The sequence below is a fragment of the Streptomyces sp. NBC_01390 genome (genome assembly GCF_045040105.1).
Classification (GTDB): Bacteria; Actinomycetota; Actinomycetes; order Streptomycetales; family Streptomycetaceae; genus Streptomyces.
The window spans coordinates 11,227,139-11,250,818 of the sequence record NZ_CP109551.1 but is presented as its reverse complement, the minus strand read 5'-3'; the positions used below and the strand labels follow the sequence as shown (position 1 = coordinate 11,250,818).

Annotated in this window: 15 protein-coding genes and 1 pseudogene; 4 read left to right on the top strand and 12 right to left on the bottom strand. The window is 69.6% G+C overall.

Annotated features, from left to right (window positions below; all coding sequences use genetic code 11):
• Window positions 1-13: 13 nt before the first annotated feature.
• The 3 genes from OG241_RS50145 to OG241_RS50135 form a co-directional block, all read right to left on the bottom strand.
• The gene (locus OG241_RS50145; protein WP_405825947.1) at window positions 14-2,368 is read right to left on the bottom strand and encodes a DUF4135 domain-containing protein; all 2,355 of its coding nucleotides are present in this window, start codon (window positions 2,366-2,368) and stop codon (window positions 14-16) included.
• Between the two features lie 90 nt (window positions 2,369-2,458).
• Entirely contained in the window at window positions 2,459-2,614 is a 156-nt protein-coding gene (locus OG241_RS50140) for a hypothetical protein (protein WP_405825945.1), read from the bottom strand.
• 546 nt (window positions 2,615-3,160) lie between these two features.
• Window positions 3,161-4,138: an ArsR/SmtB family transcription factor gene (locus OG241_RS50135; RefSeq protein WP_405825944.1), complete on the bottom strand. Its 978-nt coding sequence runs from the start codon at window positions 4,136-4,138 to the stop codon at window positions 3,161-3,163.
• 368 nt (window positions 4,139-4,506) lie between these two features.
• Between OG241_RS50135 and OG241_RS50130 the strand changes: the two genes are divergently transcribed.
• The gene (locus tag OG241_RS50130) at window positions 4,507-5,457 is read left to right on the top strand and encodes a LysR family transcriptional regulator (protein WP_405825942.1); all 951 of its coding nucleotides are present in this window, start codon (window positions 4,507-4,509) and stop codon (window positions 5,455-5,457) included.
• Window positions 5,458-5,520: 63 nt separating this feature from the next.
• Here OG241_RS50130 and OG241_RS50125 read toward each other — a convergent pair.
• The 9 genes and pseudogenes from OG241_RS50125 to OG241_RS50085 all read right to left on the bottom strand — a co-directional run.
• Window positions 5,521-5,705 (bottom strand): annotated as a pseudogene (locus OG241_RS50125) (FCD domain-containing protein); the annotation flags it as partial.
• Between the two features lie 633 nt (window positions 5,706-6,338).
• A complete protein-coding gene (locus tag OG241_RS50120) occupies window positions 6,339-6,788 on the bottom strand; it encodes a CoA-transferase (RefSeq protein ID WP_405826877.1) in 450 nt (149 codons plus the stop codon).
• Window positions 6,785-7,555 (bottom strand): SDR family NAD(P)-dependent oxidoreductase, encoded by a 771-nt coding sequence (locus OG241_RS50115; RefSeq protein WP_405825940.1) that lies wholly within the window; start codon window positions 7,553-7,555, stop codon window positions 6,785-6,787. Before OG241_RS50115 ends, OG241_RS50120 begins: the two co-directional genes overlap by 4 nt.
• The gene (locus OG241_RS50110) at window positions 7,552-8,523 is read right to left on the bottom strand and encodes a fumarylacetoacetate hydrolase family protein (protein ID WP_405825938.1); all 972 of its coding nucleotides are present in this window, start codon (window positions 8,521-8,523) and stop codon (window positions 7,552-7,554) included. The genes OG241_RS50115 and OG241_RS50110 overlap by 4 nt, the downstream gene beginning before the upstream one ends.
• A 113-nt stretch (window positions 8,524-8,636) precedes the next feature.
• A complete protein-coding gene (locus OG241_RS50105; protein WP_405825936.1) occupies window positions 8,637-9,575 on the bottom strand; it encodes a VOC family protein in 939 nt (312 codons plus the stop codon).
• A gap of 23 nt (window positions 9,576-9,598) precedes the next feature.
• Window positions 9,599-10,657 carry an amidohydrolase family protein gene (locus OG241_RS50100; protein ID WP_405826875.1) on the bottom strand — a complete coding sequence of 353 codons (1,059 nt, stop codon included), beginning with the start codon at window positions 10,655-10,657 and terminating at the stop codon, window positions 9,599-9,601.
• A 14-nt stretch (window positions 10,658-10,671) separates the two neighbouring features.
• A complete protein-coding gene (locus OG241_RS50095) occupies window positions 10,672-11,805 on the bottom strand; it encodes an FAD-dependent oxidoreductase (RefSeq protein WP_405825934.1) in 1,134 nt (377 codons plus the stop codon).
• Window positions 11,806-11,828: 23 nt separating this feature from the next.
• Window positions 11,829-12,788: a cyclase family protein gene (locus tag OG241_RS50090; protein ID WP_405825932.1), complete on the bottom strand. Its 960-nt coding sequence runs from the start codon at window positions 12,786-12,788 to the stop codon at window positions 11,829-11,831.
• Entirely contained in the window at window positions 12,785-13,777 is a 993-nt protein-coding gene (locus tag OG241_RS50085) for a fumarylacetoacetate hydrolase family protein (protein ID WP_405825930.1), read from the bottom strand. Before OG241_RS50085 ends, OG241_RS50090 begins: the two co-directional genes overlap by 4 nt.
• A 128-nt stretch (window positions 13,778-13,905) precedes the next feature.
• On the opposite strand from OG241_RS50085, the gene OG241_RS50080 reads away from it, so the two are divergent.
• The 3 genes from OG241_RS50080 (at window position 13,906) to OG241_RS50070 (ending at window position 23,660) form a co-directional block, all read left to right on the top strand.
• Window positions 13,906-14,847: a LysR family transcriptional regulator gene (locus tag OG241_RS50080; protein WP_405825928.1), complete on the top strand. Its 942-nt coding sequence runs from the start codon at window positions 13,906-13,908 to the stop codon at window positions 14,845-14,847.
• 362 nt (window positions 14,848-15,209) lie between these two features.
• Complete coding sequence (locus tag OG241_RS50075) at window positions 15,210-16,499, top strand: MFS transporter (RefSeq protein WP_405825926.1); 1,290 nt, start codon at window positions 15,210-15,212, stop codon at window positions 16,497-16,499.
• 390 nt (window positions 16,500-16,889) lie between these two features.
• Window positions 16,890-23,660: an RHS repeat-associated core domain-containing protein gene (locus OG241_RS50070; RefSeq protein ID WP_405825925.1), complete on the top strand. Its 6,771-nt coding sequence runs from the start codon at window positions 16,890-16,892 to the stop codon at window positions 23,658-23,660.
• Window positions 23,661-23,680: the final 20 nt, after the last annotated feature.

Genomic DNA, 23,680 nt, shown 5'->3' with positions numbered 1-23,680 from the left:
CACCGGGACTCACTCAGCCGCTCTGCGGCTGGTACCGGCTGCGCAAGCGGCTGGCGTAGCGGGCGAGCGGTTCCATCCTCAGACCGCGCCGGAGTTCGTCCACCCGGGCGGGTTGCTCGATGGGCCACGGCTCCAGTTTTCCTTCCTGCAGGCGGAACTTGGTCCCGTACAGCTGCGGCCGGGCGTCCCGGATGCGCAGCGCGTCGGTCACGTAGGCCACCTGCCGCCAGGGCAGATCGCCGTTGCGGGCGGCCTCCTCGATGAGCCGGAGGCACTCGTGCTGGAATTCCAGTGGTCCCTCGGCGTGCTGGACGAGCCGGCAGGCCGCGGCTGCCCCGGCCGGACCGACAAGCGCCCGCCCGGGCCAGCCGTGCCGTTTCACCACATCCTCCAGCCAGCGGGCGGCCGCACCCGTCAGGCTCTGCAGCCTCTCCCCGGTCTCCTTGTCGCTGAAGCCGGAGGTTGCCCAACGGGTGCGCAGGGCCGCGTCCACCCGGTCGATCGCCAGAAGACGGCGTCGTACGTCGAGAGCGAGAGCGGGGCGGGCGAGCGGTTCGGTGCGGATCCTGACAGTGTCCCGATCCCAGGTGTAAACGACCCGGCGCCGGGCCTCAGGCCAGTCGAATCCGACCTCTCCGGTGTTCCGGTCTGAGAGCCGGACCCGTGCTCCGTCTGACTGGAGGGCGCACGGCACCACACGGTCGTACACGTAATGCGTCGCATCACGCAGTGCCACACCGAGCCCGGCCAGATCGTGGCCCCGGCCGTCACGTACGGCGAGTGACGGTGGCATCTGCGCGGACGATCGCACCGACACCGGAGTGTGCGGCGGGCCGACGCGCATCAATGGGCCGCCGAGGACCGGGCGGAAGAAGTAGGGGACGTCCATCACGTCGAGTTGAGCGCCCTCGTCCGGGCCGAAGACTGCGTCGTGCTCGGCATCGGGTCGCGCGGCGATGCCCGGTCCCGTCCCGGTGAGCCGGTCGGCGAGCACCTCGGTGTACTGCGCTGTCGGTCTGAGCAGGACGCGGACGTGACGGTCCTGTCCGGCGCGTGCCAGGAAGCCACGGATCGCGTCGTGGTGGCGGCACATGAGGGTCCAGGCGTCGAACATGCCCCGGAGGAAGACGGAGAGGTAGGGCCCGTATCCGGTGCGGCCCTGAGTGTCGGCGACCACCGCGCGGGTCTGCGGGCGCACGCAGGGCCGCGTCCGCCTGACCAGTCGCAGGCCACCGCCGGCGGTCTCGGTGAAGTGAGCGACGGGACCGTCCACGGCGCACCAGCGGGCCTGGTCCTCCAGCCCCGGGTGATGATGGTCCCCGGCTTCGGCATCGGCGATCAGCCCGGTGTCGTAGAGACGTTGCAGCGGCGCGAGGAAGATTTCAAGGTCGACGGGGTAGTACAGGGGGTCCTGCTGCCCGGGCCTGGTCCCGGAAAGGACATTGCTCTCACCCAGGTCGACGATGCCGAACCGGAAGGCCGCGGCCGCGAGAGACCCTGCTCGATGCCAGAAGCGCTCCGCCTGTCGGCGGTCCAGCCTGGTCCCGGTGAGCCGCCTTCCGGAGGCAGAGCGGATCGTCCCCCACTGCGACGGCGGCTCGATCCACTCCTGCCAGGTGTACTCCAGCCGATCGGGACCCGTGCCCGCCGTACCGCGCACGACGGGGAGGACGACCGGTCCTGTCACAGGCGGCAGAGAGTTGAGGAAGGCGAAGACAGATTCGTCGGGCGCGAGGAAGAGTAGTTCGCCACCTGGCGGGCGGGGTTTGTAGGCGACCGTGCCACCGCCGCGCATACTCACGCGCAGGATCCTGCGGCGCCCGTTGTGTGTCTCCCCGTCCTGGGCCTCGATGGCCGTCACGGGTGTTCGCAGGGAGGGCCGGCCGAACCAGGGGTCGGTGACATCCCGGGCGAGACGTTGCAGGAACTGGTCGAGGAAAGCCGTCCAGCGGACGTGCTGCTCGTCGGCCGCATAGGGGACGCCCGCGGCACAGGCGGTGAAGGCCTCGGTCACGAGCGGACCGAAGAGGCCGCCGTCGGTCACGTCGAGCAGACCGGGGGCGAGCAGGTCGCCGTACCGCTCCGTGGCCCGGTGACACCAGGTGTCGAGGGCGTCGAGAAGGCCGGTGAGCGGGGCGAACCGGGGCGAGGAGAAGGCCGCCGCCAGGACGGCCGCATCGCTGTCCCCCGTCAAGAAGCGCTCGTGCGCGAGTAGACCGTCGTCGGTGGGTCGCATCACTACGGGGAACAACCGGCCGGCGTTGCCTGCCCGTACGGCCTCCACCACCCTTGCGGCGGCGACCGAGTCATGCGGACGCCTGTGCTCCGAACCGGATGGCGGTGTCGTGTCCCACAGCACCTCATTCATGGCGGTGTGCCTCCCGTGCGCGGTGCCGCCCGGCATGTCGCCGAGCGGCACCGCGTGTTCTTCAGTGGGGCGTGGCGGCTGTGGTCAGGGTCAGACGCAGTACCAGCCGATACACGTGTTGGCCGCGGCGCCGGTGCGGTCCGGGATCTGCTGCTCCAGTTCGCCGATGACGAGGTCGAGGTCGTCCTCGGCGGACGACCGGCTCTCGGGGCGAACCTGAGTGTCGTGAGCAGGTGCGTGAGTCACGGTGATTCCTCCTGGGTTGACGAGTTCCACATGAGTCGTGCATCGGATGCACGTTTGAGTTCGGCCCGTTGAGGCCGAGGAGAGAACGAGCTCGTTTTTTGGGGGCAGCGCTCTCACAGGAAGACGGCGCTGGTATCGGCGGCACACAGTGTTGTGGTCGCGAGTGTGCCGCGTTCCACCGCAACGGCCGTGATCGCACAGGCTGCTGCCCCGTTTCGCATGGCCATCACGCCATTACCTCCGTCGCGTGCCACAGCGGTTGGTCGATCCGCTGTCCACGACATGTTTCGCGTGCAGGAGACCCGCCGCCATCGTTTCGATCCTCGTCGAATTCACGAGTCGCCTTTCGGCCGCCCGTCCACCGCCTCTGCGGCATGGAAGGCACCTCTGTGACCTGGTCCGATTGGCCGGAGGGAACTGCGACAGCGGAATATTTCCTGCGCGGTCGTCGACTCGAAAGCGCTTCCTCCGTGGAGCGAGGAAACGGCCACGTCACCGGGTCACTGTCGGTGCCGGGTCCACGACCTCGCGACCGGGGTCCTGCGGTCAGCCGGCGTCAAGGATCCGCAGGCCGAGCGGGGTAACCGAATGGACAACGCTCTTTCCCGTGCGACAGCTGCTGACCAGACCGCTCTCGCGCAGGACCGCGATCTGGTACGAGATGCTGGACTGTGCGACACCCACGGCGTGAGCGAGGTCCGAGGATGTGCGACCGTCCCGGCGGGCGACGGCGGACAGGATGGCCGCACGCGTGCGGCCGAGCAAACGAGCGGCCCCTGTCCCCCATGCCTGGGCCAGGTCCCAGGGCTGTTTGGCCACCGGATAGACGAGAGTGGGCGGGAGTTCCGGGTCGGCCGGGGCCGTCGGGCGCCGCCAGCAGAAGAAGGAGGGGACGAGGAGAAGCCCCCGACCGTTCAGTGACACGTCACGGTCGACCGGGTAGTCCACTTCGAGGACCGGGTCCCGCCACCGTGCGAGGGGAGCCAGACCGTCGAGGAGTTTCTGGACTCCGCCGTCGACCAACGCCCTGGTGCGTGCCTCGACATCGGCTCCCACCACAGCTCGCATGCGTGGCCAGTGTGGCCGTAACGTCGTCTCGAAGTAGGTTCCCAGTGCCCCGGCGACCGCGGAAGGGTCTGTGTCGTCCGGGCGTGGTGTCGTGCCCGGTCTGCCGATCGTGCGCTGAGCCGCGTCCAGTCTGGTCAGCTGCTGTATTACCTCGCGGCGTGAAGTCATGCTGATGGCGTCCAGCGCCGCCGGGAGTCCGTCGGTGGCGGTGGGGGTCAGGAAGTCGGGGATGTAGCCGACGCTGGGCACCAACCCCCGTAGCGGGGACAGAGCCGCGCGCAGTCTCTCGTCACTGTGCAACAGATGGCGCGTCGAACTGCGCCACGCGCCGAATGCCGTCTGCCCCTCGTCGGTCTTCAGTCGGCACAAGCTGCAGATCACTTCCCATGTGGGGTCAGGATCGCGCAGGAGCCGGACCTTCTTCAGGTCCTCGGCGGTGAAATGCAACCGGAGCAAGGGTGCCTCTTTCCCGATGGGTCGGCGGGTTGCCAGCCTCCGGCTCGACGGGTGTCGTCGAGCGCTTGGTCGTGTGCCGATGGCGTGGCTGTGGGCTCCTGATCGCGCACGGCGCTATGCGCGGTGCAGGCCATCGGGCGTACGGCTGGCGGGACGCTCCGGGCTCATGCCCGTGCCGCATCGGAAGCGGACTTCTCCACCACATCGGACATGTGGGGTACGACGCATGGAACATCCCCCTGATTTATCGCAGTTGGTCGGACTGCGAAGCGGTGCCGATCTCGCCCTGCCATGGTGTCCCGCGACAGGCCGACCACGCCAGAGAAGCAGCTTGGAGGATAAATCGATGATTCGATAACCTCATCTCTATGGTTGCCGGGGACAGCCGCCGAGGACGCCTGCGTGAGCCGAGTGTTCATCAACTGCGCCTGCTGCTGGTGACAGCGGAGGAACTGCACTTCGGACGGGCTGCCGCCCGCATGTTCATCTCACAGCCCGCGCTCAGTCAGCAGATCCGGGCGCTGGAGGAGCGGCTGGGGGTCTCGTTGATCGAACGCGGAGGCGGGGGTGTACGACTGACGCCCGCGGGGAGTGCGGTTGCCGAGGAGTCCAGGGCCGTCGTCGAGGGGCTGGATCGGCTGCTGCAGGTGGCCGACTCGCATGCCGGGGCGATGACCGGACGGCTGCGGGTCGGGTCGCTCGGCGCCGAGGCCGCCATGCCGCACGCCAGCATGGTCCTCGCCGATCTGCGTGAGCACCACCCCCAGCTTGAGGTCGAGGTCCGCACCCTCGGCTTCATCCAGCAGTTCGACTCTCTGACCGGCGGAGAGGTCGACGCGGCCTTCCTGCGCGGTCCGCTGCCCTCGGGCTTCCAGAGCCTTCAACTGGCCACGGAATCCCGCGTGGTGTGCCTGGCGGGCGACGACCCCCTGGCCGGCGAGGAGACGCTGACGCTGGCACAGCTCGAGGACCGCATGGTCGTCGACATGCCACGGGAAGTGCCCCGTACTTGGTGGGACCACCTCACCGTCAACCCCCGGCCCGACGGAACCGCGGTCCGCTTCGGACCCGTGGTCCGGGACACCGAGGCCATGGTCCTGGCGGTCCTGCAGAAACGGGCCATCACTTTCCTTCCGGCTTCGGCACGCCGCCTCTATCCGCGCCCGGGCCTCGTCTACGTGGATGTCCCCGAACTCGGTGAGTCGGTCTCCTTCCTCGTGTGGCTCCCGGCCAACCGTGACCTGCCCGCCGTGCGTGCCCTGCGGGCAGCGGCTCTCTCTACGCGGCAACAGCGTGAGCAACCCCGGGCTGAGCACTGACCCACGCTGCGCCGATGCCCCGCCAGGTGGCGAGCCCGCCCACCGGCGGGTGGGGGCTCCCGGTCAGCCGAACAGGCGCCGCTGGATCTCCCGCCGGTAGTCCTCCAGCGTCCGGTCGAGATGTACGGCCGTCGCCTCGGCGGCCTCGTCGGGTCGGCCGTCGCGAATGGCGCGGTAGTCGCCTCGTGCTCCTCCACTGCGGCCGCGGTGCCCTCACCGAAGGCGTCGTGTATGCCGATCGCGCCTGCAGCGGCTGCGTCACCGGACCGTCTCCGTCGACCAGGGCCCGGAACCGGCGCGGAGCAGCAGACCCTGCGCGCAGGAATCCGCTCCATGGGCCTCGACGACTTCCTGAGCTGTCGCATCCCCGGAACAGAGGTCCACCTCGGCATGTCCCGGAAGCTGTTCGCCGCCTGCGAGCGCCTCTACGAGGAAGACCTCGCCATCGCCCTGCGCACCCCGGGACTACGCGCCGAGGACCAGCCCCCAGCTGACCAGGAACTCAGCGACGAAGCCCAGGAAGAACAGCGCCTCGCACAGCGGCGCATCTTCCGCGAACAGCAGGAGGAAGCCCGCCCACGGCTACGGCCCCTGCTCCGCGACGCCTACGAGCGGGGTGAGGCGAGCAACTGGAGTGACCTGCTGCGCCGTTCCCAGGAACCGGAACTCGACCGGGAGGGCGACGAGGATCTCCTCGAATCGGCGACGCCCGAAACGTACCTGGCCGTCAGCCGCTACGACCTGCCCCCCCCCCCCGCGACCCTGGTCCCGCACCCGGGGCCGCGCAGGCGAGCGCCTTCAGCGCGGCCCGCAGCGTCTCCCCAGCCAGCTCCAGCCTGTTCAGATGGCGTACCGCCGCCAGCACGATGCCTTGCGGAGGATCAGGTTGCCGTGAGGGCGAAGTCGGTGGTGATGGCCCGCTCCAGGACGTGCGGCCGGCCGCGGAAGTCGCGGGTCTCCTTGGGCGCCGATGCCTGCACCGCCGGCCCGCGACCGTTCGGCCGGCGTGCTCTGCGGCACCAGTTCCACCTCAGTTCGCCGGAGAGGTGCTCACGGGCGAACTCCTTGTTGTCGCCGACGTAGCTGCCCGTCACGTGGGCGATGTGGCCGGCGGCAAGCAGGACGCCCAGGCCGCGGTCGTCCATGCCGCAGTTGTTCGACACGACCTTGAGGCCGGTGGTGCCCTGCTCGTGAGGGGCGCCAATCACGGTTTCGGGGATGCCGCTGAGGCCGAAGCCGCCGACGGCCAGTGACGCGCCGTCGGAAATGTCGGCGACCGGCTCTTCAGCGGACGCGTCACCTTGTTGTTCATGAGAACGGGTCCCTTTCAGCCCTCGCTTTTCCCCGGCGCCGCGGCCGAACTCATGGTGTCCGCGATGGACTTGACACCGCCGTGTGCAGTGAGGCCGCCGTCGACCGGGATCTCGGCGCCCGTGATGAACGAGGACTCGTCGGACAGAAGGAAGACGACGAGCGGGGCGACCTCATCGACCGTTCCGGTGCGGCCGAGCGGGGTCTCTCGGATGTTCGCCTCTCGGAAGACGGGCGCCGCGGAGGCGGTCATCTCGGTCTCGATGAAACCGGGGTGGATCGTGTTGACGCGGATGCCGCGCGGGCCGAGCTCCATGGCGGCCGTCTTCGACAGTCCACGCAGCGCCCATTTGCTGGTCGTGTAGGCGACCGGGTAGTGACTGGTGAGGGCGGCGGTGGAGCCCACGTTGACGATGGACGCCCCGGGCGGCATCAGTGGTGCGAGATGCTGGATGCCCAGCAGCGGGCCGGTGACGTTGACGGCGTGGACGCGGGCGAAGTCGTCGGGGGTGACGTCGCCGAGGCGAGCCCGCCAGGTGATGCCCGCGTTGTTGACCAGGCCGTGCACCCTCCCGTACGTCGCGCGCAGTTCGGCGGCGAGCTCCGCCCACTGCTTGTCGTCGGTGACGTCGAGGAGGCGGCAGCTGGGGGCCTCCGACACGTCGGTGGCGATGACGTGGGCGCCCTCGCGCGTCAGGGCCTCGGCCTCGGCGGCGCCCTGGCCGCGCGCGGCGCCGGTGACGACGACGACCTTGCCGAGCAGTCGCTCGGGGCGCGGGCCGGTCACGGCCGCTCCCGGGTGCGGCGACGGGCCGTCGGCAGCGGCACCGGGTCACTGCCGGCGATCACGGTGTTGGAGACGGTGCCGATGCCGTCCACCGTGAGCGTGACCGTGTCGCCGGGCTTCAGCGGAGGCGGTGACTGCTCGCCCCGCACGCCCCACAGTTCGGCGAGGCAACCGCCGTTGCCGCAGGTGCCCGAGCCGAGTACGTCGCCGGGGCGGACGACGGTGCCACGGGAGGCGTAGGCCGCCATCTCCTCGAAGGTCCAGCTCATGTTGGACAGCAGGTCCTTGCCGACGACCTCGCCGTTGACGGCAGCGGTGAGCCCGAGGCGCAGGAACCCGTCGGCGTCCCGGTACGGCTCCAGTTCGTCGGCGGTCACCAGGTACGGGCCGAGGGTCGTGGCGGTGTCCTTGCCCTTGCACGGGCCGAGGCGGACCTGCATCTCCCGGGACTGGAGGTCGCGCGCGGACCAGTCGTTGAAGATCGTGTAACCGATGATGTGGTCGCGCGCCTGCTGGGCGGTGAGATCCCGGCCTTCCCGGCCGATGACGGCGGCGACTTCCAGTTCGAAGTCGAGCACGCTGCTGCCGGGCGGCACGGGGACGTCGTCGTGGGCGCCGATCAGCGCGTAGGGGTTGGTGAAGTAGAAGGTCGGCGCGTCGTACCAGGCGTCGGGCATGCCGCCCGTCCCGTCCACGGACCGCCGTACGCCCTCGACATGCTCCTCGAAGGTGACGAAGTCCCGAATGGTGGGCGGCTCGAGCGGCGGCAGCAGCCGCACCTCCGAGACATGGGGGCCCGGCGGGGCGTCGAGCGTGGTGGCGCCGGTGTTCAGCAGCGCGCCGAGTCCGTCACTGGAGCGGATGAGTTCCGTGAGTGAAGGGGCCGCGGGGACGGGGTGGAGGGTGCCGTTCTCCTCCACGACGGCGACCTGACGGTGGTCTCGGTGTTCATAGGTGGCGAAACGCATGGACGGCTCCGGGCTCCGGCTGTCGGGGAGGAGGGTGGACCGGGGACGCGGCTGGCGGTCAGGGGTTGACAGGGCCGCCGTGTCCCCGGGTTCGGGGTTTGGGCCGGCCGGGGTCAGACCGGCGGGGCGACGAATACGCCGCGGTCGACGTCGTTGAAGGACTCCTTCGCGACCAGCTCGTTCATGGGGTTGGCGGTGCCCCACTGGTCGGTGACCTCGGGCTGGGAGAAGTCGTAGACGTGCGGGTGCCAGGTGTCCTCGTCCAACAGCTCCAACTCCGTCGTGTACTCGACGGTGTTGCCGTGCGGGTCGAGGAAGTAGGTGAAGGTGTTGTCACCCGCCACATGCCGGCCGGGGCCCCAGACCTTCTGGACACCGGCCCGCATCACCCGGCCGGAACCGCGCATGTACTCGTCCAGGCCGCGCATCTCGAAGGAGACGTGGTGCAGGGAGGTGTGCGGGCCCTTGGCGATGGCCATGGAGTGGTGCTGGTTGCTGATCCGCATGAAGTGCATGACGTCGCCGACGTACGGCGAGCTGAGCGTGTCGGAGTGGCGGAAGCCGAGGTGACGTTCGTACCACTCACGGGTCCGGTCGAGGTCCGGCGAGTTCAGCACGACGTGCGACAGCTTGACCGGGATGGACTCCTTCTCCTCGATCCTGCGGTGCTGCCGTACGTCCACGTCGGCCAGGACCTCGATGGTGCGGCCGTCGATGTCGAAGAAGCGGAAGCCGTAACCGCCGCCGGGGGTGTCGGCCTTGCCCGGCTGGGAGATCAACTGAACGCCGCCCGCAAGCAGTTGCTCGGCGAGGGTGTCCACGTCCGCGGCGGAGCCGGCGCCGTAGGAGACCAGGTCGAGGCGCTTCTCCTCGGCCTTGCGCAGCCGTACGACGTACTGTTCGGGGCTGCCCTCGGCGGCGAGGAAGGAGATGCCGGAGTCCTCGGCGACCTTGGTCAGGCCCCAGACGCCGGAGTAGAAGTCGAGTTGCTTGTCGTAGTCGGGCACGGCGAGGTCGACATGCCGCAGATGCGTCAGCGGATATGCGCTCATGGTGGGGGTCCTTCTCTGTGGGTTCAGGTCAGGCCGAGCAGGGCCGCCGCGTTCCCGCCGCGGACGGCGTGGAAGTCGGCGTCGGGAAGGCGTGCGGCGCGCAGTGCGCCGACGGGGTCCTCGGTGCCCATGTCGAAGGGGAAGTCGGAGCCGAGCAGTACGCGGTCCGCGCCGGTCGCGCCGATCAGTGCCCGCAGGACGTGCGGGTCGTGGACCAGGGAGTCGAAGTACAGGCGCTTGAGGTAGCTGCTGGGCAGGTGGGCGCAGTCCGCGCCCGCATCGGAGCGGGCGGACCAGGCGTGGTCGGAGCGGCCGATGTGGGTGGGCAGATAGCCGCCGCCGTGCGCGGCGATCAGCTTCAACTCCGGGTGCCGGTCCAGGACCCCCGAGAAGATCAGGTGCGAGAGCGCGACGGAGTTCTCGGCGGGCTGACCGACCGTGTTGGACAGGTACCACCGGTCCAGACGCTCGTCGAGCGTGCAGCCGAAGGGGTGCAGGAAGAGGATCGCGCCGGTCGCCGCGGCCCGGGCCCAGAAGGGCTCGTACGCCGGGTCGGACAGCTCCCGTCCCGGGGCGTGGCTGGAGATCTCGACGCCCAGCAGCCCCTGTTCCAGGGCCTGGTCGAGGGCGCGCACCGCCTGCTGCGGGTGCTGGAGAGGGACCAGGCCGAGCCCGCGCAGCCGGTCGGGTGCCTCGGCGCAGTGTGCGGCCGTGGCCTCGGCGGCGAGCCGGCAGACTTTCTCGGCCGTCTCCTCGTCCGTCCAGTAGTGGTAGTGCGACGGCGAGGGGCTGATCAGCTGCACGTCCACACCCTGCGCGTCCATCGCGGCCAGCCGCAGGCGCACGTCGGTGGCCCTGGGCAGAACGGCGCGCACCATGGGGCCGCTGACCGCGAGGGACGCGGGGCCGTTACGGCGGGCATCCAGGTCCCTGGCCTCGACCAGTCCGGAGAGGCCGGCCACGAGGGCCTCGACCTCGGGGATCAGGATGTGTGCGTGTACGTCGACGGTCGGGGTCGGGCGCGTGTCGGCGTTCGAGGAGGAGCGGCGGCCGGGTTGGGGACCTGCCCCGGCGGCGCGCATCGGAGGACGGCCCGTCACGGCAGCTCCTTGAGCGTGGTCATCGTGGCGTCGATCAGGCCGGGAACGTCACCCTGGACCCCGTCGAGCTGCCACTGCCCGATCAGCACGGAGGCTTCGACGACCGTCCGGACCCGGTCGATCCGCCGCTCGTAGTAGCGCGTGAACAGCTCCGTGTCCCAGGTGGACCCGCCGGCCAACAGCCGGCTCAGCACCGAGGCGTCCTCCAAGGCCATCGCCGCGCCCTGGGCGATCGTGGGCGGGCAGCAGTGGGCGGCGTCGCCGACGAGTACGACCCTGCCTCGGTGCCAGGCCCCCTCCACCAGCATCCGGTCGAAGCAGGTGTAGTTCACCTGGGCCGGATCGGTGATCGAGTCACGGATCTCGTCCCAGGGACCGCCGTATCCTTCGGCGAGGCGGCGCATCTCCTGCGCGTACGACTCGGGCGGGATGGCGGCGCGGTCGCGGCTGGCCTCGACCAGATAGGCGTAGACCGTGTCCTGGCTGGTGGGCGTGTAGCCGGCGATGTAGCAGGGTCCGCCGTGGGAGAGGGCGCTGCGTTCCACGCCGGCCGGGCGGGGCGCCGGGACCCGCCAGATCGACATGCCGGTCGGTTCGGGCTTGGCGTCGATGCCGATGGCGGCGCGGGTCGCGGAGTTCAGGCCGTCGGCGGCCACGACGAGGTCGTAGCGGTCCTCGGTGCCGTCGCTGAGGCGGACGGTCACCGCTGTGTCGTCCTGGGTGAGGATCTCGGCGGTGGTGCCGAGGCGGACGGTGGCCCCGGATGCCCGGACGGCGTCGGCGAGGATGCTCTGGAGCACCGGGCGCTGCATGCCCAGGGTGGCGGGGAGGTCGTCTCCGCCGGTGCGCAGGACGTCGCCGACGTGGAGCACGGTGCCGTCCGGGGTCGTCAGGCCCAGGGAGTCGAAGGCGAAGCCCTGCTCGCGGACCTCGTCCCAGACGCCGAGCTCGCGCAGCACGCGCAGGGCGTTGCCCTGGAGGGTGATGCCGGAGCCGCGTACGTTCCAGTCCGGCCTGGCCTCGACGAGGTCGACGTCGATGCCCGCCCGGCGCAGCAGCACGGTCATGGCGTTGCCGGAGGTGCCCCCTCCGACGACCAGGACTCTCCTTCTTCGACTCGTTGCTTCCATGGCCAACTCCTTTGTTGGGCGGGTCACTTGACGGCGACCGGGTTGACGGGGGAGCCGACGGCTCCGGTGATGGGCAGGGGTGCGGCGGTGAGCCAGAACTCGTACACGCCGTCGGCCGCGCAGTCGTCGGCGAGGGGGTCGGGGTCCCACATCTCGCCGATCAGCAGGCCGATGTTGGGGATGGCGACCTGGTGCAGCGGCTGGAAGGCGGCGTCGAACTCGTTCGGCCGCACTTCGAAGCCCCAGGTGTCGGTGGCGATCGCGGCGATCTCGCTCGCGTGCAGCCAACCGGCTGTGGTGAAGGACAGCCCGGGTGAGTCGCCGCCGGCGTAGTCGCCCCAGCTTTCGCGGCGGGCGCGGGCCAGCCGCCCGGTCCGGACGACGACGATGTCACCGCGTCCCACGGCCACGCCGTGCGCCCGGGCCGTCGCGGTCAGGTGCTCCTCGGTGATCGCGAATCCGTCCGGCAGTTCTCCGCGTTCGTCGCCGATGACCCGGCCGACGTCGAGGAGGACACCGCGTCCGGCGACGTACGGGGCCATGTGTTCGATGCCGGTGACGAGGTCGCCTTCGGAGGTGACCGTGGTCGCGGCGTCGCGGCCGTTCCACGCCTTGCCGTGGTCGAAGATGTGCCCGAGCCCGTCCCACTGGGTGGAGCACTGGAGCGGCATGGCGATCACGTCGTCGGCGCCGCCGATGCCGTGCGGGAAGCCCTGGTTCCCCAGGGCGGCGTCGGTGCCGGTGTCGAGCATGGTGTGCACCGGGTTGGTGCGGCGCCGCCAGCCCTTCTGGGGGCCGTTCATGTCGAACCGCTGCGACAGCGAGAAGCTGACGCCCTTCCGGACCAGTGCCGCGCCTTCGCGGCGCTTGGCCTCGTCGAGGAAGTTCAGCGTGCCGAGCACGTCGTCCGCACCCCAACGTCCCCAGTTGGAGTACGTCTTGGCGGCCTCGGCGATCGCGCCCTCGGGGTCGTGGCGGTTCACAGCGCCTCCGCCACGCAGCGGGTGCGCTGCGCGCCTAGCCCGGTGACGGAGGCCTCCATGACGTCGCCGTCGCGCAGCAACCGGCCCCAGTGCATGCCGTTCCCTGCCGGGCTGCCCGTCAACACCAGGTCGCCGGGCAGGAGTTGGGCGGTCTGCGAGATGTACGACACCAGCCGCGCGACCCCGAACAGCATGTCCTTGGTGGACTCGTCCTGCATGGTGTTGCCGTTGAGCTTGAGGGTGACCCGCAGATCGCCCGGGTCGGTGATGGACTCGGCCGGCACGATCCACGGCCCGAGCGGGGTGAAACCGGGCGCGTTCTTGCTGCGCAGCCAGTCGGTGCCGATGGCCTTCATGTCCCGGCGGAAGACCGTCGCCCGGTCCGTGAGGTCGTTGGCGATCGTGTACCCGGCGACGTGATCCAGCGCATCCTCGACGGACACCCGCTGGGCGGGCCTGCCGATGACGATGGCCAACTCCAGCTCCCAGTCAGGCTGTTCGGCCCAGGAGGGGAGCACGACCTCGTCGTAGGGGCCGGTGATCGCGCTCGGCAGCCCGATGAACACGTACGGCAGGTCCTCGGCGGCCCGGCGGTCCATGATCGCGGCGATCTCCGCACGCGCCTCCTCGTCCGTGCGCGGGTCGTCGGGCGAGCGGTGGGCGACCTCCAGGTCGATCACGTGCTGCCGGTAGTTGGCGCCGGACTGGAAGACCTGGCGGGGCTCGACCGGGGCATGCACGCGCAGGCCCTCCAACGGTCGCCAATCGGCCGTCGCGTCGGCCGCGAGCTCGTGCAGCCGAGGGAGCACGTCGTCCCAGCGTTCGAGGATCTCCCGGTTGGTCAGGGCGGGCTCCGCGAAGGCCGCTCGCAGATCCAGCACGCGTCCCCCGGGGGTAACGAGAGCGGGGAATGGCGCCTGGTCCGGGGCGGAGAGCCAGCCGAGGGCGAAGGGGCCGGCGAAGGACGCGGAAGCGGCTGCGGGTTTCACGGGAATGTCCTCCAGATTTCGGTGGGACCAATCTGGGGCCTCACCCAGTAATCTGGGAAATAGATTCTTAGGATGTTGATCATCCGCCTGGTAAATATCCCTACGGGCGGCCCAGCTCTGGAGGCGTCGTGTCCCTCTCCGGCCTCGACCTCAACCTCGTCCTGTCCCTGCGGGCGCTATTGGAGGAACGCAATGTCACCCGAGCCGGGCGGCGCGTCGGGCTCAGCCAACCGGCCATGAGTGCCGCACTGGCCCGCCTGCGCCGTCACTTCGACGACGACCTGATCTCACGCGTCGGCAGACAGTACGAACTGACCGCCCTCGGCCGCGCCCTGCTGGACCGCACCGCGACCGCATGCGACCTGCTGGAACGTGTCTTCACGAGCAGGGCCGACTTCGCCCCCGGCAGCGAGGAACACGAGTTCACTCTGCTCACCTCCGACTACGCACTCAGCGTCTTCGGCGCCGAACTCGCCCAGCGGGTGCACGCCGAGGCCCCGGGCGTACGGCTGCGCTTCCAGCGGACGCCCGGCGACGTCACGGAGGACACCGAAACGCTGCTCAGCACGGCCGACGGACTGCTGATGCCGCACGGTGTCATCAGCGGCTTCCCCGCCGTGGAACTGTTCGCCGACCGCTGGGTGTTCCTCGTCGCCGAGACCAACGACGAGGTCGGCGACCGGTTGACCATGGACGACCTGGCACGCCTGCCCTGGGTCGTCTACCAGCGGGCCTACGACGCTCCGGCAGCCCGGCAGTTGAGCATGCTCGGCGTCGAACCCCGCGTCGAGGTCTTCGTCGACAGCTTCCAGGCGCTGCCCCTCCTGGTGGCCGGCACCCGGCGGATCGCCCTGATGCAACAGCGTCTGGCCGAGTTGCTGAGCGGGGTGGCCGCCGTACGGCATATGGAAGCGCCTTACGAGGCGGTCCCTCTCCATGAAGCGCTGTGGTGGCATCCGGTGCACACCCACGACGCGGCCCACATCTGGCTGCGCGAGACCGCGGCCCGGGTGGGAGCGGCGCTGGCCGTGTCCGAACCCGGCCGTGGCTCCGCCGTCCCAACGAGCTGACGGGCTGTTCCCCCAAGCCGACTGACAGGGCTGGCTCGCCGTGCTGTCGGTGGTTGTTTCGCCGAGCCAGCGGGCCCCGCACGGGCCTTGTATCCAGGCCCTGGATGATCCGCATCTTCGATATCGATCGGATGAGGGCTAGGCGCGATCGGTGCCTTGGCCCATAGTCGTCTCAACCCGGCGCCGGAGCCGCACCGCCACAAGCTGCCGGGACCGTGCGGACGCCCGGCGAGCCGACCCGCCGCGACGCCCGGCGGCGCGCCGGCGGCCGATTCCAAGGCCGCCACGGATACCGGGCGGCCCGGCCACAACGGCCGCGTGCCAATCCGTCCCCCTCCCGACACGCCAGGTGGAGTTCCCGCATGCCAGCACCCATGTCCCCGCTCCCGCTCCCACCGTCCGACGCGGCCACGGACGCCCCGTCCGAGCAGACGGTGTCCGGTCCCGGACACCGTCTTAGGCTGACGCTCCTGATGGCCGGCGTCTGTCTGCCGATCCTGGGCGCCGTGCTCATCGCCCCCGTCCTGCCGCAGATGCAGGACCACTTCGCCGAGGTGCCGGGCGTCGACGCGCTCGTCCCCATGGCGCTGACGATCCCCGCCCTGTCGCTGGCGCTGCTGGCCCCCTTCGCCGGCGTCCTCGTGGACCGGCTCGGCCGTAAACGCCTGCTCGTCATGGCAACCGTGGTGTACGCGATCCTCGGCACGGCTCCCCTGTGGCTGGACTCTCTCGGCGCCATCGTCGCCAGCCGCGCCCTCGTCGGCGTCGCCGAAGCCGCCATCATGACCTGCTGCACCACGCTGCTCGGCGACTACTACTCCGGCCGGCAACGCGACCGTTATCTCGCGATGCAGACGATGTTCGCCTCGATCTCCGCGACGGCCTTTTTCGTCCTGGGCGGTGCGGCCGGATCAGCCGGCTGGCGCGCGCCGTTCTGGGCTTACGCCGTGAGCCTGCTGCTCGCCCCCGCCATGGCCGCGTACCTGCCCCGTCCCCGACCGGACGGACTCGCGGACAGCCCCTCCCCCACCACCACCCCGGAGCCGATCGCCGCACGGCCCTTCCCCTGGCGTCCGCTGGCAGGCACCTGCACGCTGACCGTCTTCGGTGCCGTCCTCTTCTACACCGTCCAGGTGGAGATGGCGTACCTCCTGGACGACATGGGCGTGAGCAACACCGCGGTGATCGGGCTGGCCGGCGCGGGTTCCAGCGCCGCAGTCGTGATCGGCGCCGTCGTCTTCACCAGGTCCGGCCGCAGACCTCAGGACTGGCTGCCCACCGCCTTCGGCCTGTGCACCCTCGGCTTCGCGGTGATCTGGCTCGCTCCCGATCCTGTCGTACTGACCCTCGGCGCCGTGATCAACTGCCTGGGCGGCGGCATCATGCTGCCGAGCCTGCTCACCCTCGCCATGTCCCGGCTCGACTTCGCCGACCGCGGCCGGGGCACCGGCCTGTGGACGGGCTCCTTCTTCCTCGGCCAGTTCATCTGCCCGCTCGTGGTCCTCGCTCTCACCTCCGCCCTCGGCACCCGGGCCAACGCCTTGGGCGTACTCGCCCTCGCCGGGGCCGCCGCGACCGTCGCACTCGGCCTCGCCGCCCGCCGACGTCGTACGCAAACTGCCCCGGAACCGATACCGCAGGTGGTGGGCTGACCCGGGGGGGCGGCGCCGGACCACCACGGAGACCACCCGCCCGTCGAGATCGGCGTCGCAGACATCCCCGTGGCGCCGATCGCCCCCCTCCCCATGGGCCCCACGCCGGAGTGCACCTCTGTGCGGCTGATGCGCGCCCGGCCCATCATCGATCGACTGTCCGAGGCCCGCACGAGGCCCGTTTTCAGTGGATACAAGTCAGCTTGGGTCCCACTCCGGGTGATCCCTTTGCATTACATGTGAAGACCCTTTGCTTGTCGTGCTCGGTTCAGGCTCTAGCGTGAAGCGTCACGGGGGGCTTGATCGGCTGTGCCTCCCTTCGGCGTGCGCTCAACCGCCTGTGTTCCAGGGCGACTTCGGGCGCACCGTACGGGGAGGGGGACGCACACCATGGCGCGGAGAACGGGGTGGGGACGCGCGCGGCGGGCGGCACGTCGGTGGGGTCTGCGCCGTACGGCATACGTCGCGATCGGCGCCCTGCTGGTGGCCGGTCCGTTGCCGGCGAGTACCGCCACGGCCGCCTCACCGACGAGCCGTCATGTGTCCCCTCCGGCCGCGCCCCACGACAAGCGCATCCCCTTCGCCCTCGCCACTCCCCGTCACGATTCCGGGCACAAGGGCTTCCGGCACTTCGATCCCACCGCGCACGCCCGGCTTCCACAGCAGGGCAGCGCCGACGTCACACTGCCCGACGCGGTCACCACGACACACCTGGCCGGCAAGGCGTCCGAAGTACGGGCGGGCCGTACACCCCTTCTGCTCGCTCCCGTTGCCGCTGAGCGTACGCAGGCGGGTTCCGCCGCCACCGGGTCCCAGCGTGTACGGGTCACCGTGCTGGACCAGAAAACCGCACGCGATGCCGGCGTCCACGGTGTGCTCTTCACCCTGCGGCGCACCAGCCCCGGCAACGGGAAGATCGCACTGCGGGTGGACGACTCGTCGTTCCGCTACGCCTTCGGCGGGGACTTCGCCTCCCGCCTGCACCTGGTCCAACTGCCCCAATGCGCGCTGACCACGCCGAAGCTGGCCAAGTGCCAGACCCAGACCAGTGTGCGCACCGCCCCCGGCCCGGCGCTGTCCTCGCGGGTCGCCGTACCCGCGCCGACAGCCGCCCCTGCGGAATCCGGCTTCGCCGCCCGCTCGGCGACGGCATCGGCCACCGGCACGGTGGTCATGGCGGCGACCTCCGCCACGTCGGGCTCCGCCGGCGACTACTCGGCGACCAGCCTGTCGCCCGGGGGTTCCTGGTCGACTTCGGGGAACACCGGCGCCTTCACCTACAGCTATCCCATCGCGGTTCCTCCGGCGGTCGGCGGCGCGGCACCGAACATCGGCCTGTCCTACAGCTCCGCCACCCAGGACGCGCGCACCGAAGGCACCAACAACCAGTCCTCCTGGCTGGGAGACGGCTGGAGCTCCACCGAGAACTACATCGAGCGCACCTACAAGTCCTGCAAGGACGACTCCTCTTCCGGAGCTCCCGACAACGACGGCGACCAGTGCTGGGCGGGACAGATCCTCACCCTCTCGCTCAACGGAAAGTCCACTGACATCGTCTACGACGACACCACGAAGACCTTCCGCCCCGCCGACGACGACTCCTCCACCAGGATCGAGGACCTGACCGGTGCCACGAACGGCACGGACAACAAGGAGTACTTCAAGGTCACCGAGGGCGGGTCGCAGTACTTCTTCGGCCTGAACCGGCTGCCGGGCTGGTCCAGCGGCAAGGACGAGACCAGGTCCGTGTGGAACCAGCCCGTCTACCACGCGCACAGCGGGGTGTCGGTGTGCCCCGACAGCACGACCTTCGCCGCCACGGCCTGCGCGCTCGGCTACCGGTTCAACCTGGACTACGTGGTCGACGCGCACGGCAACGCCACCGCCTGGTACTACAGCCCGGAGACCGGCTACTACGGCGCGGCCACGAAGGACACCGCCGTCGCCTACACGCGCGGCGGCACCCTCTCGCGCATCGACTACGGCATGACGTCCTCGACGATCTACTCCGGCACCGCCCCCGAGCAGGTCATCTTCGACACCTCGCAGCAACGCTGCATCCCCGGCACCCCGTCCGGGAACACCTGCGCGGACACCCAGTTCACCCCCGCCAACGCCGCCTACTGGCCCGACGTACCCGTGGATCTGAACTGCACTTCGGGCTCCAGCTGCACCAACCACGGCCCGAGCTTCTGGTCCCGCAGGCGCCTGACCGCGATCACCACGCAGATCCAGACCGGCGGGGCCACCAAGCAGGTCGACAAGTACAGCTTCACCCAGTCCTTCCCCGACGGCGGTGACCACGCCCCCACACTCTGGCTGGATTCGGTCCAGCACACCGGCGTTGACACCTTGGGCGGCGCGTCGGGCAGCGCTTCGACACCGGCGGTGAGTTTCGACCCGCCGCTGCAGCTGCCCAACCGGGTCGGCACGATCCCGCAGATGCCGCTGATGTACCACGACCGGATCCAGACGGTCACCACCGAGACGGGCGCCGAGACGACGGTCGGCTACGACCGCCCGAACTGCTCCAGTGCCCCGGCCGGCGACCCCGACGACCCGACCGACGCGGCAGCGAAGGCCTTCGCCTCCACCAACACCCTGTCCTGCTTCCCGGTGTACTGGACCCCGGACGGGCAGCCCGCGCCGTGGCTGGACTGGTTCTACAAGTACAAGGTGACCTCTGTCGTCACGATCGATCCGCACAACTCCTACCAGGACGGCACCCAGCCGGAGCTGGAGACGGACTACGCCTACAAGGGCAACCCGGGCTGGCACTACGACGACAACGAGGTCGTCAAGGCCAAGAACCGTACCTGGGGCCAGTTCCGCGGCTACCCGGAGGTGGATGTCACCACCGGCGACCCGAACGTCTTCCACTACACCAACGGCGTCAAGGTCCACGACCAGAAGACGCTCGCGAAGACGTACTACTTCCTGGGCATGAACGGCGACACGCTACCCGGCGGCAAGACCCGTTCGGTACCGGACCTGACCAGCCAGGACGGTGTCACCTCGGTCGCCGACGACGATGCCCTGGCAGGTCAGACGTTCGAGACCGACACCTACACCGGTGTCACCGGCAGTCTGGACAGGGCCGTGGTGAGCGTGCCCACGATCATCGGGCCCACTGCCAGTCGCAGCCGCGGCTCCCTGCCGGACCTGACGGCCCGGATGGTGCGCCCCGCCAGGACACTGACCCGTCAGGCCGTGTCGTACGGCTGGCGCAAGACCGAGTCCGACACCTTCTACAACCGGACACTGGGCAAGTCGACCACCGGGATGCCGGTGCAGGCCGACGACCGGGGTGAGACCACCGACAGCGCCAACGTCTCCAAGTGCACCTACACCCGCTACGTCACTGGTACCCCGAGCACCCTGGTGCTGCCCGCCGAGGTCATCTCCACGTCCCAGGACTGCTCCAGCGCGGGCGCCACCCCCAGCGGTGCCCTGCTCTCCGATGTCCGTACCTCTTACGACCACAACGCCTTCACCTACGACGGCGACGGCCGGCAGAACCCGGCGCTCCCCCCAGTCGGCGACGCCACGCTGGACCAGCAGGCTTCAGCCGCCGGCGGTGCCACAGCCACCGCGTTCGTGGACCAGACCGCCACCACCTACGACTCGTACGGCCGCACGATCAAGGCCATCCGTACTCCCCACTCGGTCTCCCCCGACGGCAAGAGCCTCGACCAGTCCGTCTTCACCTCCTACACCCCCGCCACCGGCGCGCTCCCCACGAGCAACACGACCGTCACCCAGGTCACGCCCGGTGTGGACTGCTCCGCGGTGACCGCGTCGTCCAAGGACTGCCGGCTCATGAGCAGCACCCTGGACCCGGCACGGGGCCTGCCCACGGCCAAGACGGACGCGGCCGGTCTGCTCACCTCGCTCTCCTACGACGCACTCGGCCGCCTGACCGCCGTGTGGCTGCCCAACGAGAGCAAGGCGGGCGGCGCCCCGGCGAACTCGACCTACACCTACGCCCTGTCACAGTCGGCTCCCTCGGTCGTCTCCGCCAACACACTGCTGGACAGCGGCAGTTACAGCACCACCGAGACGCTGTACGACGCGATGCTGCGTCCGCTCCAGTTGCAGGCGACCGCGGAGAACTCCACCACCACGGTCTCCGACACCGCCTACGACTCGCACGGCTGGACGGTCGTCAACAACAACGCCTACAACGTGGGCGGCAGCCCCGGCCAGAGCCTGATATCGGTCTCTCAGGTCTCCATCCCCGACACCACCGTCACGGACTACGACGGACAGGGCAGGGCCGACCTGGTCACCGAAGAACGCGACGGGGCCAAGTCCTGGGCGACGACCACCGCCTACGCCGGCGACAGGACCGTCGTGCTGCCGCCCAAGGGCGCGGTCGCCACCTCCACGGTCGTGAACGCGCGCGGTCAGACCACCGAACTCGACCAGTACACCACCGCACCCACACTGAGCGGGTCCGCGGCGGCGGGCTTCACCGCCGGCGGCGGCACCCCGTCCCCGACCACCTACGGCTACAGCGACGCAGGACAGCGAACCCGGGTCACCGGTGCCGACAAGGCGGTGTGGACCTTCGGCTACGACCTGCTGGGCCACAAGAAGTCCCAGACCGACCCGGACGCGGGCAGCAGCAGCTACGGCTACGACGACGCGGGCGACCTGACGTCCACCACGGATGCCAAGAAAGTCGAACTCGACTACACCTACGACCTGTTGGGCCGCAAGCTCACGGCCACCGACAAGTCCGGGTCGGACTTCGAGTTCGCCTCCTGGACCTACGACACCCTCCGGATCGGCCTGCCCACCTCGTCGACCCGCTACGTCCAGGGCACGACCGGCGGGTACACGGTGGCAACCACCGGCTACACCAGCCTGGGCAAGCCGACCGGCACCAAGATCACGCTGCCGGCGTCGGAAGCGCCGCTGCCGTCGACGTACACCACGACCTACACCTACACAACCCGCGACCAGTTGCCGGCGACCCAGACGGATCCGCGCACCCAGGGCCTGAACAGCGAGACCATCACGTACGGCCGCGACGCGCTGGGACACCCGGCCACGACGAAGAGCAGCCTCAGCGACTACGTCGACGCGTCGGTCTACACCAACTACGGTGAGCCGTCCAGGCTGACGTTCGGTGCGTCAACCAACCCGGCATGGGCCACCTACTCCTACGACGACCAGACCCGGAGGGTGACCGACCGCCTCGTCGAGCGGACCCAGGCCCCCGGCCCGGCGGTCGACGACACCTCCTACGCCTACGACGTCGCCGGCAACCCCACCTCCACCACGGACCATCAGTCGGAGACCGGCAACACCGTCACCGACCAGCAGTGCTACAGCTACGACACGCTCGACCGGCTGACCGACGCCTGGACCGCCAAGGACAACTGTGTGGCCAACCCGCCCACGAGCAGCAGCCTGTCCACCACGGCCGGCTCGTACTGGCAGTCCTTCGGCTACGACGCGGTCGGCGACCGCACGCAGAGCGTCGAACACGCCGTCGGCCAATCGGGCACCACGAGCACCACGACCTACGCCGACGGCTGCACCACCGGCTGCAATGCCACCGGCCTCCAGCCGCACACCCTGACCGCCACCACCGGTGGCACCAACCCGACCAGGTTCGGCTACGACGAAGTCGGCAACCTGCACACCCGTACCCCCACCACCGGACCGGCCCAGACCCTGAACTGGGACGACGAGGGCCATCTGACCGAGGTCGGCACCGGCGGCGCCAGCCCCACCAGCACCAAGTACCTCTATGACGCCGACGGCAGCCAGCTCATCCGCCGGGACCCCGGTCAGACCACCCTCTTCGCCGGCGACACCGAGATCGTCGTCAATACCGGTGTCACTCCCAACGTCCTGCTCGGCTCCGTGCGCACCTACACCCACGGCGGCTCGGGCGCCCCCGTAGCGGTCCGCTCCAGCCTCTCGGGCGGGGGCGTGAAGTACCTGTTCAACGATCCGCAGGGCACCGCTGCCCTGGCGATGGACACCACCACCCAACAGGTCGCCCGTCAGCAGTACACCCCGTACGGCCAGCCCCGCTCCAGCACCAACACCACCGCCTGGCCGGACCCCACCCATTCCTTCCTGGGCAAGCCCCAGGACACCTCGACGGGTTACACGGACGTCGGCGCCCGCAAGTACGACCCGGGCCTCGGCAGCTTCATCAGCCTCGACCCGGTATTCGAAGCCGCCAGCCCCCAGGAACTCGGCGGATACGCCTACGCCGCCGACAACCCCATCGCCGGCAGCGACCCCACCGGACTCGAATCGTGCTATCCGTCCGCCTACTGTTCCGGCAGCAACGGTACGTACGGCGACTACCACTCCGAGAACGACCCGGACTCCGGCAACTACAAGGGCTCCAGCCACTACTGCGACACACACTCCTGCTCCGGCGGCAGCGGTGGCGGTGGCGGTCACTATTGCGACGGGTGCCAGGGGACCGGTGCCGCCCCTGTTCCGATCCCGCCCCTGAAAACCGTCCAGATGTTCCAGCGGAAATATCCGAGCGTGGCGCAGATGGCGAACCAGGGGGACTACAACCCGCTGTACACCTATGCGGTCAACGTCGAGCTCTACTTCCGCGGGAGGTGCAGTCAGGACATGACCCAGGGCGGGTGCCTGGAACTGTCGCACTTCTACCACACCTGGGCGGATGTCGATGACATCCCCGAGAACCCCTGCGCCGCGGGCTCGCTCTGCGACATGCTGCCGCTCGTCCTGCTCGGGGCCGGTGCCGCGGAGGAGGAAGCGCCTCCGGCGAGGACCGCGCCGGAGCCGGGCCTGCTGTCGGGGAACGGCGGACTGGGCATGCTGGTCGATTCGACCAAACAGTTCGATCCGAACGCGCAATTGCTGGCGAACAAACTCGGCGGTCGGGCCCAGGTCGAGTTCCTGCAACTCAAGGATTATGAATTCGATGCGGTCAGTGACGAGTATGTCGCCTCCGCGAAACCCGGTAACTTCAAGGTCGGAAAGGCTTTCCGGGATCAGGCGAAACGAATGTACGAGGTATCCGCGGCGTCGGGCAGAACGCCGTACTTCCAGTTCGACAGCGCGCCATCCAGGGATGTGATGAACGCGATCAGGCGGTACGATTCGCGATACGGAATGCAGGCGGTCATTGATATCGGTCCGCTGGGAAATTAGTGAGCGAATGCGCTCGGAAA